This is a genomic window from Streptomyces sp. NPDC039480 (genome assembly GCF_055597165.1).
Window position 1 is genome coordinate 84,524 of the sequence record NZ_JBVITX010000008.1, and the last position, 23,924, is coordinate 108,447.

The window sequence follows — 23,924 nt, forward strand, 5'->3', positions numbered from 1 at the left end:
GCTCGGTGTGGGCTGGTGCTGTCCGGCGGTTCGGCGCCGACCGGTGGTCCGGTCCGGGCCGGTCCGATGTGGTGAGGTCAGGTGGTCCGGTGTCCGTCCGGTGGTTCGGTCCGGCCCGGCGCCGTCCGGTCTGGTCTGGTCTGGTGCCGTCCGGCGGTCCGGTCTGGTCTGGTGCCGTCGGGTGGTCCGGTCCGGGCCGGTCCGATGTGGTGTCCGTCCGGTGCCGTCCTGTGGTTCGGTCCGGTTCGGTGGTCCGGTGCCGTCCGGCGGTCTGGTCCGGTCTGGTCCGATGCGGTGAGGTCAGGTGGTCCGGGGCCGTCCGGTGGGTTCGGTCCGGCCCGGCGCCGTCCGGTCCGGTCTGGTCTGGTGCCGTCCGGCGGTCCGGTCTGGTCTGGTGCCGTCCGGTGGTCCGGCGCGGTCCGGTCCGGCCATGCCGCCCGTCGACCCCGGGACCTCCGCTCCCCGTCCCCTGTCCGCCCACGTCGTCAGCCGGCCCCCGAGTCTCCGCTTTCGTCCCCCGTCCGTCCGCGTAGTCCGCCAGCTCCTGCCCGTCCGCCTTCGTCCCTCGTCCGTCCGTGTTGCCTGCCGGCCCCGAGTCCGTCTCCGTGTCGTCCGGCGGCTCCCGAGTCTCCGCCTTCGTCCCTCGTCCGTCCGCTGTCGTCCGTTGGCTGCCGAGTCTCCGCCCTCCGTCCGTCCGCCTGGTCAGCCGGCTCCCGAGCCTCCGTCTCCGTCCCCCGTCCGTCTGCCTCCCCAGCTGTTCGTACGCCCCTGTCCCCTCCACCCTCGTCCCCGTCCCCCATCTGCCGGTCGGCGCCAAGTAAAGGTCTTTCATGGGCTTCCGCAGTTCTCTCGCCTTCGGTGTCACCGCCGTGGCCGTCGCAGCCGCCGCCCTCGTGTCCGCCGTGCCCGGTGTGGCCGCGGAGGGGGTCGCGCGGGGTGGCGACGGGGCGGGGTGTGTGGTGGCAGGGGGCGTGGTCCGGGATTCTTGCGCCGCCGCGCCCGGGGAGTCCGGGGTCCGTGTGGCCCAGGACCGGGAGCGGGAGCGGAAGGGGGCGCGGGCGGCGATGCGAGGGCCCACCTGTGTGGATGAGGACCGTGTCGACTTTCCCATCGACACCCGTATTCGCCGGGGGCCGGCCGACTACGAACCCGGCGGCGCGCACGAGGACTGGACCGTCGACCTCACCAACGCCACCGGCGAACCCTGCGCCAACATCCACCCGATCCTCGTCCTCGTCGACGAGCAGCGGACGTTGACGCCCCGGCAGATGCGGCTGCGGTTCCACGACGGGACGCGTTGGCGGCCCGTCGCGTTCGAGCGGACCGGGCAGGGCGAGCACGTCGGTGTCTTCGACGACGGCTTCGGCGGCTTCACGGTCGCACCGGGCCGTACCGTCACCGTCAAGGTCCGGCTCGCCTTCACCGCCGACGCAGGCCCCAACCACGTCGTGGCGTCCGCCGCCGTGGTGCAGCGCAGGGACGGCGACGGCGACTGGGTCGGCGCCTCCAACGACTACCCCTTCGACCTCGCCCCCGCCGCTTCCCCGGACCGGGACGCCGAGCCGCCCGCCGAACTGCGCGCCGAGCTCGCCGAGACCGGCCGGCACGTCCCGCTCGCCACGCGGATCGCCGCCGCCGGAGCCGTCGTCCTCGTCGGGTGCGGCGTCCTCGCCCTGTGGGCCGCCCGCCGCCTGCGGGTCCGGTGGCGCTGAACGCGGGCACGGACACGGGCAAGGACACGGGCACGGGCACGGGCACAGGCCGGCTCCGGCGACCCCCGTTCACGTACGTCTGCGAACATCCCCAGGTGGACAACCCGAACACCGCGCACCACCCCGCGCATCCCCCCGCCCACCTGCTCGACCAGGCGCCGGGCGCCCCCATCCGCTCCGGCATCCCCGAGCACGGCCGCATCCCGAAGTACTACGCCGTGAAGGCGAGGATCGCCGCGCTCATCGAGGAGTTGGGGGACGGACAGCCGCTGCCGACCGAGCGGGATCTCGCCGAGCGGTACGAAGTGGCGCGCGAGACCGTGCGGCAGGCGTTGCGCGAACTGCTCCTGGAGGGGCGGTTGCGCAGGCAGGGGCGTGGCACCGTCGTGGCGGGTCCGAAGCTGGAGCAGCCGCTGTCGCTCGCGAGTTACACGGAGGGCGTGCGGCGGCAGGGGCGTACCCCCGGACGTAACCTCATCTCCCTCGACCGGTTCCCGTGCCCGCCCGCGCTCGCCCGCGAGATCGGCGCCGACGTGGGCGAGCCCGTCTGGCACATGGAGCGTGTGCTCCTCGCCGACGAGGAGAGGGTCGGGTTGGAGAGCACGTACGTTTCCGTGGCGCGGGTGCCGCGGCTCGACGCCGACTTCGAGCCCGACTCCTCCTTCTACGCGTACCTGCGCGACAGCATCGGCATCTCCTTCGGCGACGCCGACGAGCGGATCGAGACGGTCCTCGCCACCCCGCGCGAGGCCCTGCTCATCGGGACGCCGCCCGCGCTGCCCATGCTGCTCATCCACCGGCTGTCGCGGGACACCTCGGGCCGCCCGCTGGAGCGGGTGCGCACCCTCTACCGGGGTGACCGGTTCTCGTTCACCACGCGTCTCGGCTGAAGCGGCCGTCCCGCGAACAGCCTCAGCCGCATAACGGAAACGTAACGGGTCTAGGCCAAGCTTGGGTGGCCGTTCACCGTCCCGTTGCCGTCCGGCCCCGCGCGGGACACCGGTCCCCAGGAGCGTTGCCGCCGTGAGAGTCATCGTCGTAGGAGCCGGCGTGGTGGGAACCATGCACGCCTGGCACGCAGTGGAACGCGGCCACGAGGTCGTCCAGATCGAGCGAGAGAGCGAGGCGCGCGGGGCGTCCCTGCGCAACTTCGGGCAGATATGGGTGAGCGGCCGGGCGGGCGGCGAGGAGCTCGACACCGCCCTGCGCGCCCGTGAGCTGTGGGAGCACATCGGCGCACGCGTGCCGGGCCTCGGCTTCCGGGCCAACGGCTCCCTCACCCTCGTGCGCAACGAACGCGAGCGCGCCGTCGCCGAGGCCGCCCTGGCCCGCCCGGACGCGGCGGCCCGCGGCTACAAGCTGCTCGGCGCCGACGAGGCGCGCGCCCTCAACCCGGCCCTACGGGGTGAGTTCACCGCGGCCCTGTGGTGCGAGCGGGACGCGGCCGTGGAGCCGCGCACCGCCCAACTCCGGCTGCGCGAGGCCCTCCTGGCCTCCCCGCGCTACACCTTCCTGCCCGGCCGCGAGGTCCGCGAGGTCGTCGGCGAGAGCGCGGTCCGCGACGACCACGGCGACGTGCACACCGGTGATGTCGTCGTCCTCGCCACCGGCGCCTGGCTCGGCGGCCTCGTCCGCGAGCTGGCGGGACCCGACCTGCCCGTGCGCCGCGTACGCCTCCAGATGATGCAGACCGAGCCGCTGGGCGAACCGCTCACCACCTCCGTCGCCGACGCCGACAGCTTCCGCTACTACCCGGCGTACAAGTCGCCCGCACTCGACGCGCTCAACGCAGGCCAGGCCCAGACGCCGACCGCCGCCGAGCACAAGATGCAGCTGCTCATGGTGCAGCGCGCGGACGGCGGCCTGACCATCGGCGACACCCACGAGTACGAGCACCCCTTCGCCTTCGACACCGTCGAGGAGCCCTACGACCACCTCACCGAGGTCGTCGAGGGCTTCCTCGGCCGCCCGCTGCCGAAGATCAGGCGGCGCTGGGCCGGGGTGTACGCGCAGTGCGTCGACCCGAGCCGCGTCGTGCACCGGCAGCGGGTGCGCGACGGCGTGTGGCTGGTCACCGGGCCCGGCGGGCGCGGCATGACCTGCTCGCCCGCGATCGCCGAACAGACCGCCGACGAACTGGGATGGTGAGCGAATTGACCGCGAACGAACACATCGGCCTGGTCGTGCTCGACATGGCAGGCACCACCGTCGCCGACGGCGGCCTCGTCGAGCAGGCCTTCGCCGCCGCCGCGCGGGAGCTCGGCGTCGAACCGGACTCCGCGGACCACGCCGCGAAACTGGAGTACGTCCGCGCCACGATGGGCGAGTCCAAGATCTCCGTCTTCCGGCACCTGTTCGGCGAGGAGAAGCTCGCGCAGCAGGCGAACACCGCCTTCGAGAAGGCGTACGGGACGCTGGTCGACGGCGGCCGCATCGCACCCGTCCCCGGGGCGCGCGAAGCCATCGAGGAGCTCGCGGACGACGGCCGCACCGTCGTCCTGACCACCGGTTTCGCCCGGGTCACCCAGGACGCCATCCTCGACGCGCTGGGGTGGCGGGGCCTGGTCGGACTGACCCTCTGCCCCGCCGACGCGGGCGGCCGCGGCCGCCCCTACCCCGACATGGTGCTCAGCGCGTTCCTGCGGACCGGTGCCGTGGCCGGCGTCCGGGACGTCGCCGTCGCGGGCGACACGGCGTACGACATGCTCAGCGGCGTACGCGCCGGCGCCTCGGTCGTCGCCGGTGTCCTCACCGGCGCCCACGGCGACGCCGCGCTCCGCGAGGCCGGCGCCACCCACGTGCTCGGCTCCGTCGCCGAACTGCCCGCGCTGCTCCGGGGAGTCGGCTGATGGGCAGCGGCATCCGCTTCGACGGGGTCTCCGTCGCGTACGACGGGAACACCGTCCTCGACTCCCTCGACCTGACCGTCGAGCCCGGCGAGGTCATGGCCCTGCTCGGACCCTCCGGCTCCGGCAAGACCACCGCGCTGCGGGCCGTCGCGGGCTTCGTGCGGCCCGCCGCGGGGCGGGTGTTCATCGGGGACCGCGACGTCACCGCGCTGCCGCCGCACCGGCGGGGCATCGGCATGGTCGTCCAGCAGTACGCCCTCTTCCCGCACATGCGGGTCGCGGACAACGTCGCCTTCGGCCTGAAGGCGCAAAAGACGCCCAAGGCGGAGATCCCCGGACGGGTCGCCGAAGCCCTGGAGATGACGGGCATGGCCGCGTACACGAAGCGGTTCCCGCGCGAGCTGTCCGGCGGGCAGCAGCAGCGGGTCGCCATCGCGCGGGCGCTCGCCATCCGGCCCGGCGTGCTGCTCCTCGACGAGCCGCTCTCCGCGCTCGACGCGCAGCTGCGCTCCGGCATGCTGGCCGAACTCGCCCGGCTGCACCGGGAATTGCCCGACGTGTCGATCCTGTACGTCACCCACGACCAGGTCGAGGCGCTGACCCTCGCCGACCGGATCGCCGTCATGGACCGGGCACGGCTGCGGGACTGCGGGACGCCCCAGGAGCTCTACCGGGCGCCGCGCACGGAGTTCACGGCGTCGTTCGTCGGCAACGCGAACCTCCTCGCGGTGACGGTGGAGACGGGGGCCGTCTCCTTCGGCGGGGTGTCGCTGAAGGCGGACACGGGGGGAGCCGCCCCGGGGGCGGCCGCCACCCTGTGCGTGCGGCCGCACCTGGTCGGGCTCGGGGACGGGCCCAACGCCCTGACCGGGCGGGTCGCCGAGGTGCAGTGGCGGGGCGCCACGCACCGGCTGTACGTCGAGGTGGCCGGGGAGCGGGTCAAGGCGGACGTCCGTGAGCTGCGGACGCCGCCTGGCCTCGGGGACGAGGTCACGCTGCACTTCGCGCCCGACGACGCGGTGCTCCTGGCCGGAGGGGTGACCGATGGGTAGTCCTGCCGAGCGCCTCCGTTCAAGTGACCCGGCACCGGAGGCTGTGCCCACCCTCCCCCAAGCTCTCGACTCCGCTCGAGCAGGGGGCGCCCCCATCGCCGTGCGGAACGCCTGCCCACAGCAGGGGCAGCTCGGGCGCCAAGTGCCGTCTTTCGTGTGGGTGCTGCCGCCCGTTGTCCTTCTCGGGGTGTTCTTTCTCTACCCCCTCTTCCTCGTCGTTCAGCAGTCGGTGCAGCCCGACACCGGTGGGACCTCCCTTCAGCCGTATTCCGACGTGTTCGCCTCCGAGGCGTTCCGGGAGGCGCTCGGGACCACCGTGTGGCTCGCCGTCGGGGCGACCGTGGGATGTCTCGTGCTCGGGTTCGCGCTCGCGCTGATCATCGCGTTCGTGCCGTTCCCCGGCGGGAAGGCCGTCGCAAAGTTCATCGACGTCTTCCTCTCCTTCCCGTCCTTCCTGATCACCCTCGCCCTGCTGTTCATCTACGGCACGAAGGGCATGGCCAACGGCGTGTGGACGGACGCGACCGGTGCCGCCGAGGGGCCGTTCCAGTTCCTGACCACCCCGTGGGGCGTCCTGCTCGCCGAGATCACGTACTTCACGCCCTTCGTGATGCGGCCGCTGCTCGCCGCGTTCTCGCAGCTCGACACCGCGCAGATCGAGGTCGCGGCCGGCCTCGGGGCCAGGCCCGCCCGGATCGTGCGGCGCGTCATCCTGCCCGAGGCGCTGCCCGCGCTCGCCGCCGGCGGCAGCCTCGTCCTCGTCATGTGCCTGAACGAGTTCGGGATCGTCCTCTTCACGGGGGCGAAGGGGGTCACGACCCTGCCGATGCTCGTCTACAGCAAGGCGATGCTCGAAGCCGACTATCCCGCGGCGTGCGTCGTCGCCGTCGTCAACATCGTGATCTCCGTGGGCCTCTACGGCCTGTACCGGGTGGTGAGCCGTCGTGTTGGTGCATAGCCGCAAGGGCAAGTGGGCCACCTGGGTCCTGTTCGCCGTGCTCTTCCTGCCGCTCTTCGCGCTGCCGCTGCTCGTGATCCTCACGGCGTCGTTCTCCGAGCACTGGTCGGGGGCCTTCCCGTCCGGACTCACCGGCGAGCACTACGCGGCGGCGACCCGCGGGGAGTCGTTGCAGGCCCTCACCACCAGCCTCGTCACCGCCGTCGGCGCCAGCCTGCTCGCGCTGGCCGTCGGCTCCTGGGCCGCGCTCGCCGCCGCCTCGCTCAAGAGGGGCGGCCGCAAGCTGCTCGACGCGCTGTTCGTGCTGCCCGTCGCCGTGCCGTCCGTGGTCGTGGGCCTCGCGGTCCTCGTCGCCTTCTCCAAGCCCCCGATGATCCTCAACGGGACGCGGTGGATCGTGATCCTGGCGCACGCCCTGCTGGTCACGGCGTTCGCCTACCAGTCGGTCACCGCCGCGATCGCGCGGCTCGACCCGGCGTACGAACAGGCCGCCGCGTCGCTGGGCGCCCGGCCCTCGTACGTCCTGTGGAAGGTAAAACTGCCGCTCCTGCTGCCGTCCCTGAACGCGGCCGCCGGGCTCTGCTTCGCCCTCTCCATGGGCGAGCTGAGCGCCACGATGATGCTCTATCCGCCGGACTGGACACCGCTCCCCGTGCGGATCTACGCGGCCACCGACCGCGGGTCCACCTTCACCGGCGCTGCCCTCGCGGTGGTCCTCATGGCGGCCACGCTCCTCGTGCTCCTCGCCGTCTCCCGCGTCCGCACCCGCGCCTCCTACCGCTGACCCCGCAAGCCGACTTCTCCAAGCCGACTTCAAGGAGTACGAAACGTCATGTCGCGTCACACCCGCATCCGCATCAGAACGCTCGCCGCCGTCACCGGCAGCCTCGTCCTCGCGGGCTCCCTCACCGCGTGCGGCGGCAGCTCGGCCGCGTCCGACGACAAGGTCGTCACCGTCTACAGCGCCGACGGCCTCAAGGGCGAGAACGGCGACGGCTGGTACGACCGGGTCTTCAAGGACTTCGAGAAGAAGACCGGCATCAAGGTGAACTACGTCGAGGGCGGCTCCGGCGAGATGGTGCAGCGCGCCGTCCGCGAGAAGTCCAACACGCAGGCCGACGTCATCATCACCCTGCCGCCGTTCATCCAGCAGGCCGACGAGAAGGGCCTGTTGCAGGCGTACGAGCCCAAGGGGTCCGACCACGTCGGCGGCGCCGACAAGGCCGCCGACGGCAAGTGGACCGCCGTGGTGAAGAACTACTTCGGGTTCATCCACAACAAGAAGGAACTGGCGGGCGGCAAGGCGCCGAAGACGTGGGAGGACCTCACCGACCCCGCGTACAAGAACAAGGTGCAGTACTCCACGCCGGGCGTCGCGGGCGACGGCACCGCCGTGCTCATCAAGGCGATGCACGACTTCGGCGGCAAGGAGCCGGCGATGGCATACCTGAAGAAGCTGCAGACCAACAACGTCGGCCCGTCCGCCTCCACCGGCAAGCTCGCGCCCAAGGTCGACAAGGGCGAACTGCTTGCCGCCAACGGCGACGTCCAGATGAACTACGCGCAGTCCAAGGACATGCCGAACCTCGGCATCTGGTTCCCCGCGACGAAGAAGAACCCGGACAGGCCCACCACGTTCGCGCTGCCCTACGCGGCCGGTCTGGTGGCCAAGGCCCCCCACGACGCCAACGCGAAGAAGTTCCTCGACCACCTCCTCGGGGAGCAGGCCCAGCGGCAGGTCAGCGAGATCGGCGGCGGCTTCCCGGCCCGCGAGGACATCAAGGCCACCGACGCCAACGCCATCGCCCTCGACAAGATCATGGACGGTGTGGAGATCTTCGAGCCGGACTGGCAGGACATCTCCGAGAACCTCCAGTCGTACGTGGAGGACTGGAAGTCGGCGACGGGCAGCTGAACCGTCTGACTAGGCTGTGGGCTGTCGGCACAGCGCTGTTCCGGCGCCCCAGCCACCCCGTACACCGCAGGAGTGCACCCCATGGCAGAGCGCAAGCCCATCGAATCGTGGCTCACCGACATGGACGGCGTGCTCATCCACGAGGGAGTGCCGATCCCCGGCGCCGACGCCTTCATCAAGAAGCTGCGCGAGTCCGGCAAGCCCTTCCTGGTCCTGACGAACAACTCCATCTACACCGCGCGCGACCTCCAGGCCCGGCTGAACCGCATGGGCCTCGACGTGCCCGTCGAGAACATCTGGACCTCCGCGCTCGCCACCGCCAAGTTCCTCGACGACCAGCGCCCCGGCGGCACCGCGTACGTCATCGGCGAGGCGGGCCTGACCACCGCCCTGCACGACATCGGGTACGTCCTCACCGACCACGACCCGGACTACGTGGTGCTCGGCGAGACCCGCACGTACTCCTTCGAGGCCATGACCAAGGCCGTCCGCCTCATCAACGGCGGGGCCCGCTTCATCTGCACCAACCCCGACGAGACGGGACCCTCCACGGAGGGCCCGCTGCCCGCCACCGGCGCCGTCGCGGCGCTGATCACCAAGGCGACCGGCAAGAACCCGTACTTCGCGGGCAAGCCCAACCCGCTGATGATGCGGACCGGTCTGAACGCGATCGGCGCGCACTCGGAGACCAGCGCGATGATCGGCGACCGCATGGACACGGACGTCCTCGCCGGGCTCGAAGCCGGCATGGAGACGTTCCTGGTGCTCACCGGCCTGACGAGCCGGGCCGACATCGACCGCCACCCCTTCCGCCCCTCGAACATCGTCGACTCCATCGCGGACCTCGTCGACCGCGTCTAGCCGCCCGCCGAGATGCGGAGTCGCCCGGGGCGGGTGAACCTCGTAAGTGGAGGTTCACGATGCGTATACGTTCCCTAGCTCTCCGTCGGGCCGGGGTGGCCGTCGTCCTGGCGGCCGCCCTGCCCGCCGGCGCGGCCCAGGCCCACGACAAGGACTCGGTACGGGCCACCGTCACCCCGGCCGGTGCCGAGCCCGGCGCCACCGTCGAGGTGAGCGTCTCGGGCTGCGGGGGCACCACAGGTACGGCGGGGTCGGGCGCCTTCGAGGGCGACGCCGAGCTCACCGGCCGCGACGGCGGCAAGTACGCGCTCAACGGCAGCACCAAGATCAGGCGCGGTGTCACCGGGACGTTCGACGTCACGGTCACCTGTGACGGCCACCCGCACCAGGGCGTCGGCACGGTCCAGGTGGGCCGGCCCGACCCGGCCCCGGTCTCCCCGGTGCGGGCCGGCGGCGGCGGCGCCGCACCGCTGACCACCGCCACCTCGGCCGAGGCGGAGGAGGCGGGACCCGGCACCCGGCACGCCGTGATCGGCCTGGTCCTCGCCGGCGTCGCCGCCGTGGCCGTCGCGTTCCGCAGCGTCCGCCGCCGGCGCCGCTCCGAGTGACGGGCGGACGGAACCGTGTCCGGCGGTGGACGCGCGACCGGCTCGGGACGCCTGCTGACCGGCGTCGCCTGGGCGGTCCTCCTGGTCGGCCTCTGGCTCTGGGGGAGTGACATCTCCGGCGGCCTGCGCGGCGGAATGTCCGCGCCCGCCACGGGCGACGTGGCCGCGGTCGGCCGCCCCCTCGGCGTCGAACTGCCGCCCGCCCACGAGCCGTTGGCGCCCGCACGCCCGCAACGCGTCGACGTGCCCTCGCTGGAGGTGCGGGCCCCGGTGGCGGCCCGCGGCCTGGACGCCGACGGCGCGATCGACCCGCCGTCCTTCGCGCAGGCCGACACCGTCGGCTGGTACGCGGGCGGCGCCCGGCCCGGCGAGCCGGGACCGGCCCTCTTCGTCGGCCACGTCGACACCGAGACCGAACCGGCCGTCTTCTACGACCTGAGCGCGCTGCGCGCCGGCGAACGGATCAGGGTGGCCCGCGACGACGGCACGGTCGCGGAGTTCACGGTGGACGACGTCCGGGTCGTCACCCGGGCGCGCTTCGACGCGGAGAAGGCCTACGGCCCGCACCAGGAGGGCCGCGCCGAGCTGCGGCTCATCACCTGCGGCGGCGTCTTCGACAAGACCGCCCGCACGTACTCGGCCAACGTGATCGTCTCGGCCTACCTCACGGGCGTGCGGTAGGAGCTCCCAGGTGTACGGCTCCCGCACCTGGCCCGGTCGGCGGCCCGCTCCCCCCGGAGCCGCCGACCGGGCTGGTCCTCGACCGCGCGCGCACGGGCTGCGGGAGAAACCCGGCGCCGGCGCGGGAGGTACGGGGACCATTCCGAAACGCGGAATGGCCGACTGGCCGGGGGCTTGGGCCGTGCAAGAACTGTAGAACGAATGAGCGCCCGGGCCTAGGGGGCGATCGAGGCAGAATGACGCCACGTCGCGGGCCCCTCTCACTGCGTGATCAGCGCAGGTGGTGGGCCTTCAAGAGGGGCGGGACCTGCCTCGGCGGAGTGTCTCGGCATCGATCAACCCCTTGATCACCTGGGCGGCGACCAGGTCGACGACCTGCCGTTCCCTGCGTGCGTAGCTCCGCATCGCCTCGAACGCCTCGTCCATGCCCGTCTGCCAGCGCTCGGCGAGTATCCCCTTGGCCTGTTCGACCCGGATGCGGCTGTCCAGCGCGGTCTGGAGCTGCTCGGACAGCAGCCGGCACGCGAAGTGGGTGCGGTGGTTGTGCAGCCCGGTCGCCGCGGCGTCGGCGAGCGCCTGCGCGATCCGCACCTCGCGCTCGGACGTCGGCCCGCTCGCGGCGCCCGCCGTGCGGTGCGCCGCCACGAAGACGTTGACCGCGCCCAGCACCGTGCCGTTCCGTCGGATCGGCACCGCGTACGTCTCCGCGATGCCGTACTCGCCGGCCCGCGCGGCCGGCGGGCCGGCGGGCCTCCGCGTCATCGATCCGCACCGGCGCCACGGGCTCGCCGGTACCGAAGCTCTCCACGCACGGGCCGCCGAGGTGCTGGATCTCCAACAGCTCCTGGACCGCCGCCCGATGGCACTCACAGACGGCGAGGAGGACGTCGTCGACGCCGCCGGTGTACATCACCCCGGCGCCCCGGGCGCCGAGCAACTCCACGCAGCGGTCGGCGAGACGCCTCAGATAGCGGCCGAGGTCGAAGTCGTCGGTCAGGGTGTCCGCGGTCTCCACCAGGACTTCCGCAAGCCGCAGTTCGCTGTCGCGGTCTCGCATGTCCCATGCACCTCCACTCCCCGCGGACTGCGCCTACCCCGCCCCGGGCGGCCTGTAACGGCTCTCGTACAGCTCCCTGCGCCGGGCCCGGCGGGCCTCGTGGGAAGGGGGTCGGTATGCCACGATTGAGGCAAGGCCAGTACACCCAAGGGGGAGTGGATGTACAGCAAACACACCGGCCGCGGACGCGCTTTCGCGGCCCTGGGGGTGAGGTCGGGAGCGGCGCTCGCGGGGGCCGCGCTGCTCCTCTCCGGGTGCTCCTCCGACGGCGGCTCTGAGGACGACACGTCGAGCGGGCCGGTGAAGCAGCAGCCCAAGGAGAAGGACCCGTACTGGGTCAACCCGGAGGGCAACGCGGCCAAGCAGGTCGCCGCGTACACCAAGGAAGGCAGGAAGGACGACGCCGAGCTGATCCGGCGGATAGCCGAGCAGCCGGTCGCCGAGTGGCTCGTCCCGGAGAACGCGGAGGACCAGGCCCGCGGCTTCACCGAGGCGGCGGAGAAGGCCGACCGCGACGCGCTCCTCGTCGTCTACAACATCCCGCACCGCGACTGCGGCCAGTACTCCGGCGGCGGCGCGGCCGACGGCAACGCGTACCGCGCCTTCGTCGACCAGGTCGCCAAGGGCATCGGCGACCGGCGCGCCACGGTGATCCTGGAGCCCGACGCGGTCCTCCACCTGGTCGACAACTGCACGCCGGGGCAGTTCCACGAGGAGCGCTACGACCTCCTCAGGGGCGCCGTCGAGAAGCTCAAGTCCCTGAAGAACACGAAGGTGTACCTCGACGCGGGCAATGCGGGATGGCAGGACCCCGACGCCCTCTGGGAGCCGCTGAAGCGGTCCGGCGTCGAGCAGGCCGACGGCTTCGCGGTGAACGTCTCCAACTTCCAGACCACCGAAACCAGCACCGAGTTCGGCAAGAACCTCTCGGCGAGGATCGGCGGCAAGCCGTTCGTCATCGACACGGGGCGCAACGGCGCGGGACCGTACACCGAGGGCAAGGACCCCTGGTGCAACCCGCCGGGCCGGGCCCTCGGCGAGGAGCCCACCACCAGGACGTCCGACCCGCTCGTCGACGCCTACCTCTGGGTCAAGCGCCCCGGCGAGTCCGACGGCACGTGCCGGGGCGGCCCGAAGGCGGGCGAGTGGTGGCCCGAATACGCGTTGGGCCTGGCGAAGGCGGCCCGTTAGGGGCTACGGCACCCGTACCCAGCGGGCCTTGCTGGGTGTGCCCTCGTCGTCCGTGACGAAGAGCATGTACCAGCCGGACTCGACCAGACTCCGGTTCTTCGGGACCGTCACCGTGACCTCGCTGCGCGCCTTCTTCAGGCCGAGCGCGATCGACGTCTGGTCGATGTCCGTGACATGCGTCGACGCACTCGGCCTGATGAGGCGGGCCGTCCTGACGGCCGACGCGTGCTTCGTCGGGAACGTCCCCGACTCGCCCCGTCCGATCGTCTTCGGTCCCGCGCCGAGCGTCGGCCGTGCACCGCCGTACAGATACGGCGGCGTGTAGATCTCGATGCGCTGCTCGAAGACGCCGGGCTTGGAGTTGGCCTCGTCGGCGTAGAGCGAGTCGGAGCCGAAGAACATCACGCGGCCGTCGGGCAGCAGGACCGAACCGGCGTGGTAGTTGCGGCCGACCTCGGGGTCGGCGACCCGCCGCATCTTCCCGGTCTTCGCGTCGTAGATCCGCGCCTGGTGGATGTTGGAGTCGCCGCGCCCGCGGTAGTCCTCGGAGCCGCCCGAGATCAGCACGGTGTCGTCGGGCAGCGTCGAGATCTGCGGATAGCGCGTGCCCTTCTCCAGCGGGGGCCCGTCGACGAAGCGCGGCTCGTCCGCCGTCAGGTCGACGACGCGGGTCTTCTCGCTGGACTCCTTGGACTCGCCGACGCCACCGCCGCCGACGACCAGGTACTTCTGGTCCTGCGCGGGCGGCAGCTCGACCGTGCCCGAGGTCTCCAGGAGCTTCTGGTCGCTCAGGCCGGGGACGCCCCGCCACTTGTTGGTCCGCAGGTCCCAGATGCCGGGCCTGCGGCCGACGTCGTCGGGGCCGTAGCCCGCGTTCGAACCGGAGTAGAAGAGCTTGCCGTCGGGCAGCTGGAAGATCGCGGGATACGTCGGGAACTGGCGGATCCCCTTCGTGTACGTCCACTTCTTCGTCCTCGGGTCGTACACCTCGTTCTTGCCCGGCACCAGCTGGCCGATCTCGTCGAGGCCCGAGGTGGAGAGGATCCTGCCGTCGGCGAGCGTGGTCAGCGTGGGGTACCAGCGCGCCTCGTTCATCGGGTCGACCTTGATGTACCGCTCGGCGACCGGGTCGAACTCGAAGGTGTCCTTGATGCCCTGGAAGTCCTTCTTGTCCAGCGCGAGCTTCTGCGCCATGCCGTAGACGTTGCGGGTGTCGGAGCCCTTCAGGCCCCGGATGCGGTAGTTGTCCTGGGTCCCCGTCTCGTACTTGGCGCCGCTCCTCGCCGCCTCCACATAGACCCGGCCGAGGCCCGGCTCGGTGCGCAGGAACCGGCCGGTCCGCTTGTCGAAGACCTTCTTCGCCTTCTCGACCAGCACGCTGTCCTGGGAGACGAACGTCCTGCCGTTCTTCTTCCCGGTGAACTCGGTGCCCGCCGGGATCGTCTTCGGCTCGTCCGGGTCCTCGTTGTGGACGATCATCAGGCCGCCGGCCTTGGTGACGTCGCCCTTCAGCTTCTCGTAGCGCTGGGTGCCGCCCGCGATCAGCAGATTGCCGTTGCCCAGCTGGGTGTGGCCCGTGCAGAACAGGTCGGTGGGCGTCGGGATCTTCTTGACCGTGTTCTTGACCGGGTCCCACAGCCGGGTGTCGAACTTCTTCCTGTCGAAGTTCTTCTGGTTGTTGCCCGACCCGGCGACCAGCAGGACCTTGCCCGTGTGCAGGAGCGCCGCGTGGATGGTGTTCTGGCGGTACTCCTCGGGGAAGTCGAGCACGTCCCAGTGGCCGTTGTCCGCCTTGTACTCCGGCCTGTTGATCTTGTACTCGTGGTACTTCTCGGAGCCCACGCGCCACAGCCACGGGCCGTTCAGCCCCGCCAGCGCGAGGACGACCGCCGCGCCTATCGCGATGCGGCGGGCGCGGCGACGGCCGGCACGCTCTTTCATCACTCACGTCCCCCAAGGGAGATCCGCAGGGCCTGGCCGGGCGGGGCGGCCCAGCTGGGCTTCCGCCGCGGGACGAGCACGTCCGGCGCGGGCGGCCCGGGCTTCTTCCTGTCCTGCCGCATGCCCCAGCGCCACGCGAAGACCGGCGCGGCCGTGATCAGCAGGGCGAACGCGGCCCAGACGATCATCGCGGGATGGGAGTGCCCGTACACGAAGGAGGCGGCCATCGAGCCGCCGAAGACCAGGATGAAGAACAGGTGGATCCGGAAGGTCCCGAACAGAGTGTCCGGGCTCGCCGAGTCGCCCTTGGGCGTCACCACGAACTTGCTCTTGCGGCGCAGGGCGGCGTCGAGCAGTGAGCGCGCGTAGATCGGCGCCGAGAGCGCCGACATCACCATGCCCGCCACCCCACCGGAGCCCTCGGGCTCGTGCGGGGAGACGTTGTGCCTGCGGTTCCAGATGTACAGGCCGATCTGCAGCGCGGAGGCGTTGCCGTACAGCATCAGCCAGATGGTCGGGTCGATGTTCACGCCGGACGCGCCGAGCCCCAGGAACAGCGCGCAGCTCAGCGCGGCCAGGATCCAGTTCATGGCGGACATCGGATAGAAGATGACCATCATCGTGTAGTTGAAGAGGCGGCCCGGGGGCAGGGAGAACGGCGCCTTCCAGAACTGCTTGAGGATCGTCTCGTACGTGCCGCGGGACCAGCGCAGCTGCTGTGTGAAGAAGTCCGTCCAGGCGTTCGGGCCCTCGCCGACCGCGAGCACGTCCGGGGTGTAGACCGACTTCCACTTCTTGCCGGTCGCCGGGTTCGTGGCGCGGTGGATCTCGAAGCCGGTCGCCATGTCCTCGGTGATCGAGTCGTACAGGCCGCCGATCTGCTTGAGGGCCTTGATGCGGACCGCGTTGGACGTGCCGACGAACATCGGGGCGCCATACGCGTTGCCCGCGCGCTGGATCAGCGCGTGGAAGAGAAACTGCTGCGACTCGGCGGCCTTGGTGACGAAGTTGTCGTAGTTACCGTAGACCTGCGGGCCGATGACGAAGCCGACATTCTCGTCGCGGAAGAAGCCGAGCATCCGCTCCAGGTAGTTCGGCATGGGGACGTGGTCGGTGTCCACCGACGCGAAGTAGTCGTAGGCGTCGCCGTGCGCGGCCAGCCAGGCGTTGTAGTTGCCGTGCTTGGTCCTGGCGCGGTGCGGGCCCTTGGCCGTGTTCCACTGCGCCACGCCCTTGCGGGAGAAGTGGTGCACGCCGAGCCGCCGGCAGACCTCCTTGACCTCGGGGTCGTCGCCCTCGTCGAGGAGCCATACGTGCATCGGGCCGCGGTGCCGGATCCTGACCGCGGCCTCCAGCGTCTTCGTCACCATCTCGATCGGCTCCTTGCCGGGCACGAAGGAGGTGAGGAAGGCGACTCTGGTGCCGGTCTCGGGGACCACGGGTATCGGGTCCCGGGCGACGAGCGTGGCGTGCGCGTTCGACAGCACGTTCATGCAGCGGAAGAACTCGATCAGACCGATCGATATGAGCATGACGACGTCGAGGACCGGCAGCCAGTCGTTCGCGACGTGGTCCCGCTCCGTCCAGTGCTCGGGCTGGAGCAGCCAGCCGAGCAGGACGAGGGAGAGCAGTGGGGCCGCGCCCAGCATCAGCGCGGCCCGGATCCTGTGCGGCTCCTGCGAGAGCAGCGAGCGGTACCCCACCCTGTAGGGCTTGCCCGGATCGGGCCGGGTCAGGGGCCCGGCGAGCCGGCTGTAGTGCTCGTAGTCGTACCGCGGCAGGGTCTTCTTGATTCTGCGGAACCCGCCGGTTCCGTGCGACGGCACCCGCAGCCGGGTCGTATCTGACGGGTCGTTCGGTCGGGCGCCCGTCGGCGTCGACGTCATGAGCATCCCCCCGCACGCGGTCCACCGCGTGGTCGTTCGCATGCTGCCCCCCTGGCACCGCCAGGGTTCTACGCCTTACGGCATGATCGCAAGAGCGAAAACAAGGGGTTTACCGGTCATACGTGCGATGTGGAGTGTCTGCTGGGACGGGTGAGCTCAGCCGGGTACGGATGTTGCCGAAGTGCTCGCGTATGGCCTGCTCAGCGCGGAGAACGTCGCCCGAGCGCACCGCGGCGAGGATTTCCCGGTGCTGGCGGCAGGTGACCCGGGGATCCAGCGGGACGTCCACCAGGTCGGTCCGAACCTTGTGGAAAGCGTCCCAGAACGCCTCCAGAACCTCGCCGAGCAGCAGGTTTCCCAGACCGCGGTAGAGCGTGGCGTGAAATGCGCGGTCGGTCTCGGCGTGCACGGCGCCCTCCGGGGACGCCGCCTCGGCCTCCATCCGTTCCACCAGGGCGTCGAGTTCTGCCAGGTCGTCGTCCGGGACGCGGCCCGCGAGGCGTGCGATGAGCCCGGTCTCCACGGCCTCGCGCAGCTCCAGGAGCTGGAGCAGGCTGTCCTCGCCGCGGTAGTGGCCCGCGACCGTACGGAAGGCAAGGCCCTCGATCATCGGCGCGACGGACATCGGACCGACATACGTCCCGAAACCGTGCCGGATCTCCACGATCCCCATCGCCTGGAGCGCCTTCAGGGCCTCCCGCACGGAGTTCCTGCTGACCCCCAGGCGCTCCATCAGCTCGGGCTCCGTCGGCAGGGAGGCGCCGGAGGGCAGCCTGGAATCGATGATGAGCTTCTTGATCCGCTCCTGGATGTCGCGCGCCATGGCGACACGGTAGCGGTACGGATGCGGGGACCGGCCCCGCGCGGACACGACGAAGGCCCCCCGCGTGAACGGAGGGCCTTCGCTGTCTGTGCGCCGCCAGGGACTCGAACCCCGGACCCGCTGATTAAGAGTCAGCTGCTCTAACCAACTGAGCTAGCGGCGCCTGCTGACGTGGATAACTCTACCGGACACCGAGGAGTGGTCCCGACCATCCGGCGGCCGCCCGGCGGGGCCCCCGCCGGGCGCGGGCGGAGCCCGGCGGCGGCCCGATCCATCATTCGGACCGTCAACATGCGATATCCCGGGACAGTTGAGAAACTGACGGACGTGCAGATGCGCGAACATTCTTTTCCGGGGTGTGAGGGGAATCGCATGGAGGCCGCTCCGCTGTTCGAGGAATTCACCCCCGAGAGCGACTGCGACTGTCCCGGCTGTATTCACCGGCGCCGCACGACGGCGCACGCGCTGCCCCCGCGGCTCGGCGGTCACCCCGCGGCGCACGGCGCGCGCCGCGCCCTCGTCCTCGCCGCCGCGGCCGGCACGGTGCTCGGCGGCCAGACGCTGCCCGCGGTGGCATCGGCCGAGGTGGGAAGCCGTCCGGCAGGACCGGCAGCGGGCCCGGCGGACGACGGCCCCGACACCCCGCAGGGCACGGTGAGCCCGCTGCACGGCCGCCCCGGCGCGGGCCTGCCGGGCGCACCCGGGGGGAGCGGGGTCCGGGCGACCACCCGGGCGGAGATCATCAACCGGGCCAAGGCGTGGGTCGCCGAGAAGGTCCCGTACAGCATGGAGAAGTACCGGCCCGACGGCTATCGGCAGGACTGCTCCGGCTTTGTCTCCATGGCCTGGAACCTCGGCGGCAACGAATGGACGGGCAGCCTCGACTCGTACGCGACGCGTATTTCGAAGGACCAGCTGCAGCCCGGCGACATTCTTCTCTTCCACAATCCGGCGAACCCCACCAATGGCTCGCACGTGACCATTTTCGGGGGCTGGACGGACCACACGCGCACGCATTACCTCGCGTACGAACTGGCCCGCCCGCACGCCCGTAAACAGTCCACTCCCTATGGCTACTGGACGTACAAGGACCGCTACGTGCCCTATCGCCACAAGGGCGTCGGCGTCGGCCCCCCGGCCGGCCCGGCACCTGCGGCCACCGCGCCGACCGACGCCGGCACCAAGGTGACGCAGGGGGACGGCGGTGCCGGTTCCGCCTCTTCCGGCGGTGCGGGTGTGCCCGCCTATCCGGGCCGGGGCGTCTTCCGCCCGGGCCAGTCGCACGCGGCGATCGAGCGGCTCGGCAGACAGCTGGTGCGCAAGGGCTTCGGCCGGCACTACGCGCGGGGCCCGAGCCGCTCCTGGAGCGAGAGCGACCGGCGCAACGTGGAGGCGTTCCAGCGCGCCCAGGGCTGGCGGGGCGCGGCGGCGGACGGCTTCCCGGGGCCGGAGACGTGGCGGCGGTTGTTCCGGTGAGCGGAGTGGTGGGTGGACGCGCGCTGCCGGAGCGCGCGGAGGTGCGGGAGCCGGACAAGGTCGAGGCGGAGGCAGGGATGAGCGCGACGGCAGCTTCAGAGTCACCGGTCCCGCGGGCCGACGGGGGGCCCGGGACGGGCGTCACGCGGTTGCCGCGGGTGATCCAGAGCGAGGCCACCACCGAGATCCCTGTCCACCTGCTCTTCCGCGACGATCCGGACGACGTGACGGGCGTCGCGCTGCCGCCCGCCGTGGTGCGGCGCAGGCGGGGCACGGGGGAGCAGCCGCGGACGCCGCGCCGCCCGGCGGCGGTGCCCCTCGCCGCCCCGGTCGCCCGGCCCGTGCCCGACGTCGACCCGGCTCTCGTGGAGCGGCGGGCCCGTGTCCTGCCCGGCCTCGCCGGGGTGCTCGGCGGCTGCGCGGGCGTCGCGGGGTGCGCGCTCTCGCTGTGGTGGGCGGGGGTGCTGCCCGAGCCCGTACTGGCGGTGACGGGACTGCCGGGCCACGAGGGCATCCGGCTCGGGCCCGCGCAGTGGGCGTCGCTCGCCGGGTCGGGGGCGCTCGGCCTCTTCGGGTTCGGCGGGCTCGCCCGCGGCCGGGTCGGCAGGGCCTGGGTGCTGAGCCTCTTCGGCCGCTACCGGGGCACCGTCCGCCGCACCGGCCTGATGTGGGTGAACCCGCTGCTGCTGCGCCGCCGTGTCGACGTACGGCTGCGGCACTGGCGGAGCGAGCCGATGCCGGCCGTGGACCGCGGCGGCGTCGCCCTGCGCGTCGTACTGCTCGTCGTGTGGCGGGTGAAGGACCCCGCGCGGGCGACGCTCGCGGTCGAGGACCACCAGGAGTATCTGCGGGAGTGCGTGGAGGCGACCACGGCCCGGGTCCTCTCGCGGCTGCCCGCCGACGCCTTCCACGACGACGCCCCCACCCTGCGCGACGCCGAGGCCGTCGGCGCCGCGCTGACCCGGACGCTCGCCGCGGACGCGGAGGCGGTCGGCGTCGAGATCTTCTCGGCGCAGCCGACCCGTATCGAGTACGCCCCCGAGGTCGCCGACGCGATGCGGCGCCGCCGGGTCGCCGCCCTGGACGCGCGGCACCGCGACACGGTCCTGACCTCGGTGGTCGACTCGGTCGAGGACACGGTGACGCGGCTGACCACGCGGGGCCTCGTGGATCTCGACGACTACGAGCGCAAGGCCTTGGTGAAGGACCTGACGGTGGCGTTCTATACGGGCCATGGAGAACACCGATGACCTCGCCCGTCTCACCGCCGACGCCCGGAGGCTGACGGCCGGCGTCCCGCGCGCCGTCCTCGGGATCGCGGGACCGCCCGGCACCGGCAAGTCGACGCTCGCGCGAGCCCTGGTGGAGCGGATCGGCGCGGACGCCGCGTATCTGCCGCTGGACGGCTTCCACCTGTCCAACGGTCAGCTGGCGCGGCTCGGCCTTACCGGGCGCAAGGGCTCGGAGCCCAGCTTCGACGTGGCGGGATATGTCGCGCTGCTGCGCCGGGTGCTCGACGACCCGGGGCACGACATCTACGTACCCGACTACGACCGCACGCTCCACGAACCGGTCGCGGCCCGGCACCTCGTCCCGCCCTCCGCCCGCCTCGTGATCACCGAGGGGAACTACCTCGCCTGCGACCTGCCGGGCTGGCGCGCCGCGTACGGCCTCATGGCGGAGTGCTGGTACCTCGACTCACCAGCGGAGGTACGTCAACGGCGCCTCGTCGAACGGCAGTTGGCGGGCGGCAGGTCGCCGGGGGAGGCCGCGGCCTGGGTCGCGGCGAACGACGAGCCCAACGGTGAACTTGTGGAGACGTCGCGGGGGAGATGCGGACGGATCCTCTCCGAGATTGGTATGGACATGTTCAACTAACGGCAATAATCTGAACTTGGTCTAGACCGCAGTGCGCGCACGTCCCACGGAACTCCCCACGTTCGGCAGGAGCGGCACATGCGAAACAAGAAGATGTACGCGGCCCTGGTCGGCCTCGGCACGGTCGGCGCGTTCGCGCTCTCCTCCGGTGGCGCCAGCAGCCACGGCTACACGGACCTGCCGGCCAGCCGGCAGATCAACTGCGCCAAGGGCGTGGTGGCCAACTGTGGCTCCATCCAGTACGAACCACAGAGCGTCGAGGGCCCGAAGGGCTTCCCCGCCGGGGGTCCGGCCGACGGCAAGATCTGCTCGGCGGGCATCGCGGGCTTCAACCAGCTCAACTCGCCCAAGACGCCCGGCGGCGCGGCCTGGCCGACCACGAAGGTGAGCGGCGGCCAGAACTACACGTTCCGCTGGCAGTTCACCGCGCGCCACCGCACCACCGATTTCAAGTACTACATCACCAAGCAGGGCTGGGACGACAGCAAGGCGGTGACCAGGGCGGCCCTGGACACCACGCCGTTCCTCAGCGTTCCCTACAACAGCCAGCAGCCGCCCGCGACCCTGTCGCACAGCGGCACCATCCCCGGTGGCCGCAGCGGCCACCACGTGATCGTCGCCGTCTGGACGGTCGCGGACACGACGAACGCGTTCTACGCCTGCTCGGACGTCCAGTTCTGACGAGGTCTCCCCGCGTCCCGGCCGGTTCCGACCAGGGCCCGAGGGTCTTCCCCGCACCCCTCGGGTAGGTTCCGCGCACGCCGTCCTGACCACACGGCGTGCGCGGAGCCGTACGTGAACACGCGTCGGACTCCCCATCTGACGCTCCATCAATTACCGTGCGCGGCCATGGAGAGCACCGGAACCACGGTCGCGGAACTCGTACAGGCGCGCTGGGGCGATCACCGCACCGGCCTGCGCCACACGGGCGGGCGGCTGACCCACCACCAGGTGACGGCCGGCGCGGCGGCCAGGGCCGCGCTCCTCACCGACCTGCTGCCCCCGCACGGCGAACGCCACATCGGCGTCCTGCTCGACAACACCCCTGAATTCCCCCTGTGGTTGAGCGCGGCCGCGCTCGCGGGCGCGGCGGTCGCCGGCATCAACCCCACGCGGCGCGGCGCGGAGCTGGCCCGCGACATCCTGCACACCGACTGCACGCTCCTCGTGACGGAACAGGCACACCTGCCACTCCTCGAAGGGCTCGAACTCCCGGGCGTACGCGTCCTCGTGACCGACACCGAGGCCTACGCCGACCTGCTGGCCCCCTACGCCGACGCGAAACCGGAGATCGCCCGGACCGTGCGCCCCGGCAGCCGCATGCTGCTCTACTTCACCTCCGGCTCGACGGGCGCGCCCAAGGCGGCGATCTGCAGCCAGGGCAGGCTGGCCGCAGCGGGCCGCTCACTGGTGGGCCACTTCGGCATCCGGGCCTCCGACACCCACTACATCTGCATGCCCATGTTCCACGGCAACGCGGTGATCGCGGACTGGGCCCCGGCGCTGGCCGCGGGGGCGGGGGTGGCGCTCCGGTCCCGCTTCTCCGCGTCGGGCTTCCTGCCGGACGTCAGGGAGTTCGACGCGACGTACTTCACGTATGTGGGCCGGGCGGTCCAGTACATCCTGGCCACGCCCGAGCGGCCCGACGACCGGGAGAACCCGCTGCGCGTCGGCTTCGGGACCGAGGCGGGGGCGGTGGACGCGGCGCGCTTCGAGGAACGCTTCGGCGTGCGGCTCGTCGAGGGGTACGGCTCCTCCGAGGGCGGCGCGGCCATCCAGCGCACCTCCGGCACGCCCGCCGGGGCGATCGGGCGCGCGGCGCCCGGGGACGACCTCGCGGTGGTGGACCCGGAGACGCGGCGGGAGTGCGAACCGGCTCGATTCGGGGCGGACGGGCGCCTCCTGAACGGCACGACTGCCATAGGGGAACTGGTCAACCGGGGCCCGAACCCCTTCGAGGGGTACTGGCGCAACGAGGAGGCGCAGGCGGAACGGTGCCGCGACGGCTGGTACTGGACGGGTGACCTCTTCTACCGCGACACCGCGGGGTTCCTGTACTTCGCGGGGCGTACGGACGACCGGCTGCGGGTGGACAGTGAGAACCTGGCGGCGGCGGTGATCGAGAACATTCTCGCGCGGTACGTGGGGGCGGTGGCCGTGGCGGTGTACGCGGTGCCCGACCCGGTGGCGGGCGACCAGGTCATGGCGGCGCTGGCCCCACCGCCCGACGTCCCCTTCGACCCGCGCTCCTTCGCGGACTTCCTCCTCTCCCAACCGGACTTGGGGACGAAGATGGCTCCTACGTATGTCCGGGTGGTGCGGGGGATGCCGACGACTGGGACGAACAAGGTGGCGCGGGGGCTGCTGCGGCGTGAGGCGTTCCTCTGCGAGGACCCCGTCTGGTGGCGCCCCCCGGGCTCCGGGTCCTACCGGCGCCTCACACCCTCCGACGTGTCCTCCCTCCTGACGAGGTACGCCGCGCACTCCCGCACGATGCTGTTGGACCGGTGACTGCTGCCCTGCGCCGTCCCGCGGGGGTAGGGGCGACAAGCCCGCCGCTCCGCGGCGGATACCTCCCACCCACCCACCCGTTCACCCCGCACCGTCCAGCGGGAGTAGGGGCCCCAAGCCCGCCGCTTCGCGGCGGATGCCTCCCACCCACCCACCCGTTTACCCCGCGACGCCTTGCGGGAGTAGGGGCGGGTGGGTGGGGGTCGCCCCGCGACGCCCTCCGGGAGTAGGGGAGGGCGGGCGGGGGTTCACCCCGCGACGTTCCGCGGGAGTAGGGGCGGGTGGGTGGGTGTACCCCATGACGTCCTGCGGGGATGGGGGCGGGCAGGTAGGGGACTGCCCCGCCCCGTCCTGCGGAGGTAGGGGCGGGCGGGCTGTTTCCCCGCGACGGCCCGCAGGGGAAGGCGCAACCCCCGCCGGGCCGCAGGCGCAAGCGCGCCCGCAGGGGAAGGCGCAAGGCCCCCACCGGGCCGCAGCCGCTCGCGCTCGCGAGGGGACGTGGGGGTATGTGCGAACGGAGCACCG

21 protein-coding genes and 1 tRNA gene are annotated in these 23,924 nt (G+C 71.8%); 17 read left to right on the plus strand and 5 right to left on the minus strand.

The window, feature by feature from the left end; genetic code table 11:
• Positions 1–830: 830 nt before the first annotated feature.
• From ACZ56E_RS24605 to ACZ56E_RS24655, 11 genes are all read left to right on the plus strand, one after another.
• Positions 831–1,712, plus strand: a complete 882-nt coding sequence (locus ACZ56E_RS24605; protein ID WP_471217336.1) for a hypothetical protein — start codon at positions 831–833, stop codon at positions 1,710–1,712.
• Positions 1,713–1,807: 95 nt separating this feature from the next.
• On the plus strand, positions 1,808–2,602 hold the full coding sequence (locus ACZ56E_RS24610) for a GntR family transcriptional regulator (RefSeq protein ID WP_471217337.1): 795 nt from the start codon (positions 1,808–1,810) through the stop codon (positions 2,600–2,602).
• 133 nt (positions 2,603–2,735) lie between these two features.
• Positions 2,736–3,860, plus strand: a complete 1,125-nt coding sequence (locus tag ACZ56E_RS24615) for a TIGR03364 family FAD-dependent oxidoreductase (RefSeq protein WP_471217341.1) — start codon at positions 2,736–2,738, stop codon at positions 3,858–3,860.
• 5 nt (positions 3,861–3,865) lie between these two features.
• Entirely contained in the window at positions 3,866–4,561 is a 696-nt protein-coding gene (locus tag ACZ56E_RS24620) for an HAD family hydrolase (RefSeq protein WP_471217342.1), read from the plus strand.
• Positions 4,561–5,613, plus strand: a complete 1,053-nt coding sequence (locus ACZ56E_RS24625) for an ABC transporter ATP-binding protein (protein WP_471217343.1) — start codon at positions 4,561–4,563, stop codon at positions 5,611–5,613. Before ACZ56E_RS24620 ends, ACZ56E_RS24625 begins: the two co-directional genes overlap by 1 nt.
• On the plus strand, positions 5,606–6,571 hold the full coding sequence (locus tag ACZ56E_RS24630) for a 2-aminoethylphosphonate ABC transporter permease subunit (protein ID WP_471217344.1): 966 nt from the start codon (positions 5,606–5,608) through the stop codon (positions 6,569–6,571). Before ACZ56E_RS24625 ends, ACZ56E_RS24630 begins: the two co-directional genes overlap by 8 nt.
• Positions 6,558–7,355 carry an ABC transporter permease gene (locus ACZ56E_RS24635; RefSeq protein ID WP_471217346.1) on the plus strand — a complete coding sequence of 266 codons (798 nt, stop codon included), beginning with the start codon at positions 6,558–6,560 and terminating at the stop codon, positions 7,353–7,355. The genes ACZ56E_RS24630 and ACZ56E_RS24635 overlap by 14 nt, the downstream gene beginning before the upstream one ends.
• 48 nt (positions 7,356–7,403) lie before the next feature.
• Positions 7,404–8,486 (plus strand): 2-aminoethylphosphonate ABC transporter substrate-binding protein, encoded by a 1,083-nt coding sequence (locus ACZ56E_RS24640; protein ID WP_471217347.1) that lies wholly within the window; start codon positions 7,404–7,406, stop codon positions 8,484–8,486.
• 81 nt (positions 8,487–8,567) lie between these two features.
• Positions 8,568–9,347, plus strand: a complete 780-nt coding sequence (locus tag ACZ56E_RS24645; protein ID WP_468601481.1) for an HAD-IIA family hydrolase — start codon at positions 8,568–8,570, stop codon at positions 9,345–9,347.
• A 59-nt stretch (positions 9,348–9,406) separates the two neighbouring features.
• Positions 9,407–9,955, plus strand: coding sequence for a hypothetical protein (locus tag ACZ56E_RS24650; protein ID WP_471217348.1), 549 nt, complete (start codon positions 9,407–9,409; stop codon positions 9,953–9,955).
• 15 nt (positions 9,956–9,970) lie between these two features.
• A complete protein-coding gene (locus ACZ56E_RS24655; protein WP_471217350.1) occupies positions 9,971–10,636 on the plus strand; it encodes a class F sortase in 666 nt (221 codons plus the stop codon).
• Positions 10,637–10,927: 291 nt separating this feature from the next.
• Here the strand turns inward: ACZ56E_RS24655 and ACZ56E_RS24660 are convergent, their stop codons facing one another.
• Positions 10,928–11,398: an ANTAR domain-containing protein gene (locus tag ACZ56E_RS24660; RefSeq protein ID WP_471217351.1), complete on the minus strand. Its 471-nt coding sequence runs from the start codon at positions 11,396–11,398 to the stop codon at positions 10,928–10,930.
• A gap of 454 nt (positions 11,399–11,852) precedes the next feature.
• Between ACZ56E_RS24660 and ACZ56E_RS24665 the strand changes: the two genes are divergently transcribed.
• On the plus strand, positions 11,853–12,884 hold the full coding sequence (locus tag ACZ56E_RS24665) for a glycoside hydrolase family 6 protein (RefSeq protein WP_471217353.1): 1,032 nt from the start codon (positions 11,853–11,855) through the stop codon (positions 12,882–12,884).
• Positions 12,885–12,887: 3 nt separating this feature from the next.
• On the opposite strand, the gene glxA is transcribed toward ACZ56E_RS24665, so the two are convergent.
• The 4 genes from glxA to ACZ56E_RS24685 all read right to left on the minus strand — a co-directional run bounded on the left by glxA (position 12,888) and on the right by ACZ56E_RS24685 (position 17,697).
• Positions 12,888–14,825, minus strand: a complete 1,938-nt coding sequence (gene glxA, locus ACZ56E_RS24670; protein ID WP_471217354.1) for a radical copper oxidase GlxA — start codon at positions 14,823–14,825, stop codon at positions 12,888–12,890.
• Entirely contained in the window at positions 14,825–16,711 is a 1,887-nt protein-coding gene (locus ACZ56E_RS24675) for a glycosyltransferase family 2 protein (RefSeq protein WP_471217356.1), read from the minus strand. Before ACZ56E_RS24675 ends, glxA begins: the two co-directional genes overlap by 1 nt.
• A gap of 109 nt (positions 16,712–16,820) precedes the next feature.
• A complete protein-coding gene (locus ACZ56E_RS24680; protein WP_468601469.1) occupies positions 16,821–17,534 on the minus strand; it encodes a FadR/GntR family transcriptional regulator in 714 nt (237 codons plus the stop codon).
• Positions 17,535–17,623: 89 nt separating this feature from the next.
• Positions 17,624–17,697 (minus strand) — tRNA-Lys (locus tag ACZ56E_RS24685).
• 209 nt (positions 17,698–17,906) lie between these two features.
• On the opposite strand from ACZ56E_RS24685, the gene ACZ56E_RS24690 reads away from it, so the two are divergent.
• From ACZ56E_RS24690 to ACZ56E_RS24710, 5 genes are all read left to right on the plus strand, one after another.
• The gene (locus tag ACZ56E_RS24690) at positions 17,907–19,010 is read left to right on the plus strand and encodes a peptidoglycan-binding protein (RefSeq protein ID WP_471217358.1); all 1,104 of its coding nucleotides are present in this window, start codon (positions 17,907–17,909) and stop codon (positions 19,008–19,010) included.
• Positions 19,011–19,087: 77 nt separating this feature from the next.
• A complete protein-coding gene (locus ACZ56E_RS24695) occupies positions 19,088–20,260 on the plus strand; it encodes an SPFH domain-containing protein (protein ID WP_471217767.1) in 1,173 nt (390 codons plus the stop codon).
• The gene (locus ACZ56E_RS24700; protein WP_471217360.1) at positions 20,244–20,888 is read left to right on the plus strand and encodes a nucleoside/nucleotide kinase family protein; all 645 of its coding nucleotides are present in this window, start codon (positions 20,244–20,246) and stop codon (positions 20,886–20,888) included. The genes ACZ56E_RS24695 and ACZ56E_RS24700 overlap by 17 nt, the downstream gene beginning before the upstream one ends.
• Before the next feature lie 78 nt (positions 20,889–20,966).
• Positions 20,967–21,569 carry a lytic polysaccharide monooxygenase auxiliary activity family 9 protein gene (locus ACZ56E_RS24705; RefSeq protein ID WP_468601463.1) on the plus strand — a complete coding sequence of 201 codons (603 nt, stop codon included), beginning with the start codon at positions 20,967–20,969 and terminating at the stop codon, positions 21,567–21,569.
• A 168-nt stretch (positions 21,570–21,737) separates the two neighbouring features.
• Complete coding sequence (locus ACZ56E_RS24710) at positions 21,738–23,399, plus strand: AMP-binding protein (RefSeq protein WP_471217362.1); 1,662 nt, start codon at positions 21,738–21,740, stop codon at positions 23,397–23,399.
• Positions 23,400–23,924: the final 525 nt, after the last annotated feature.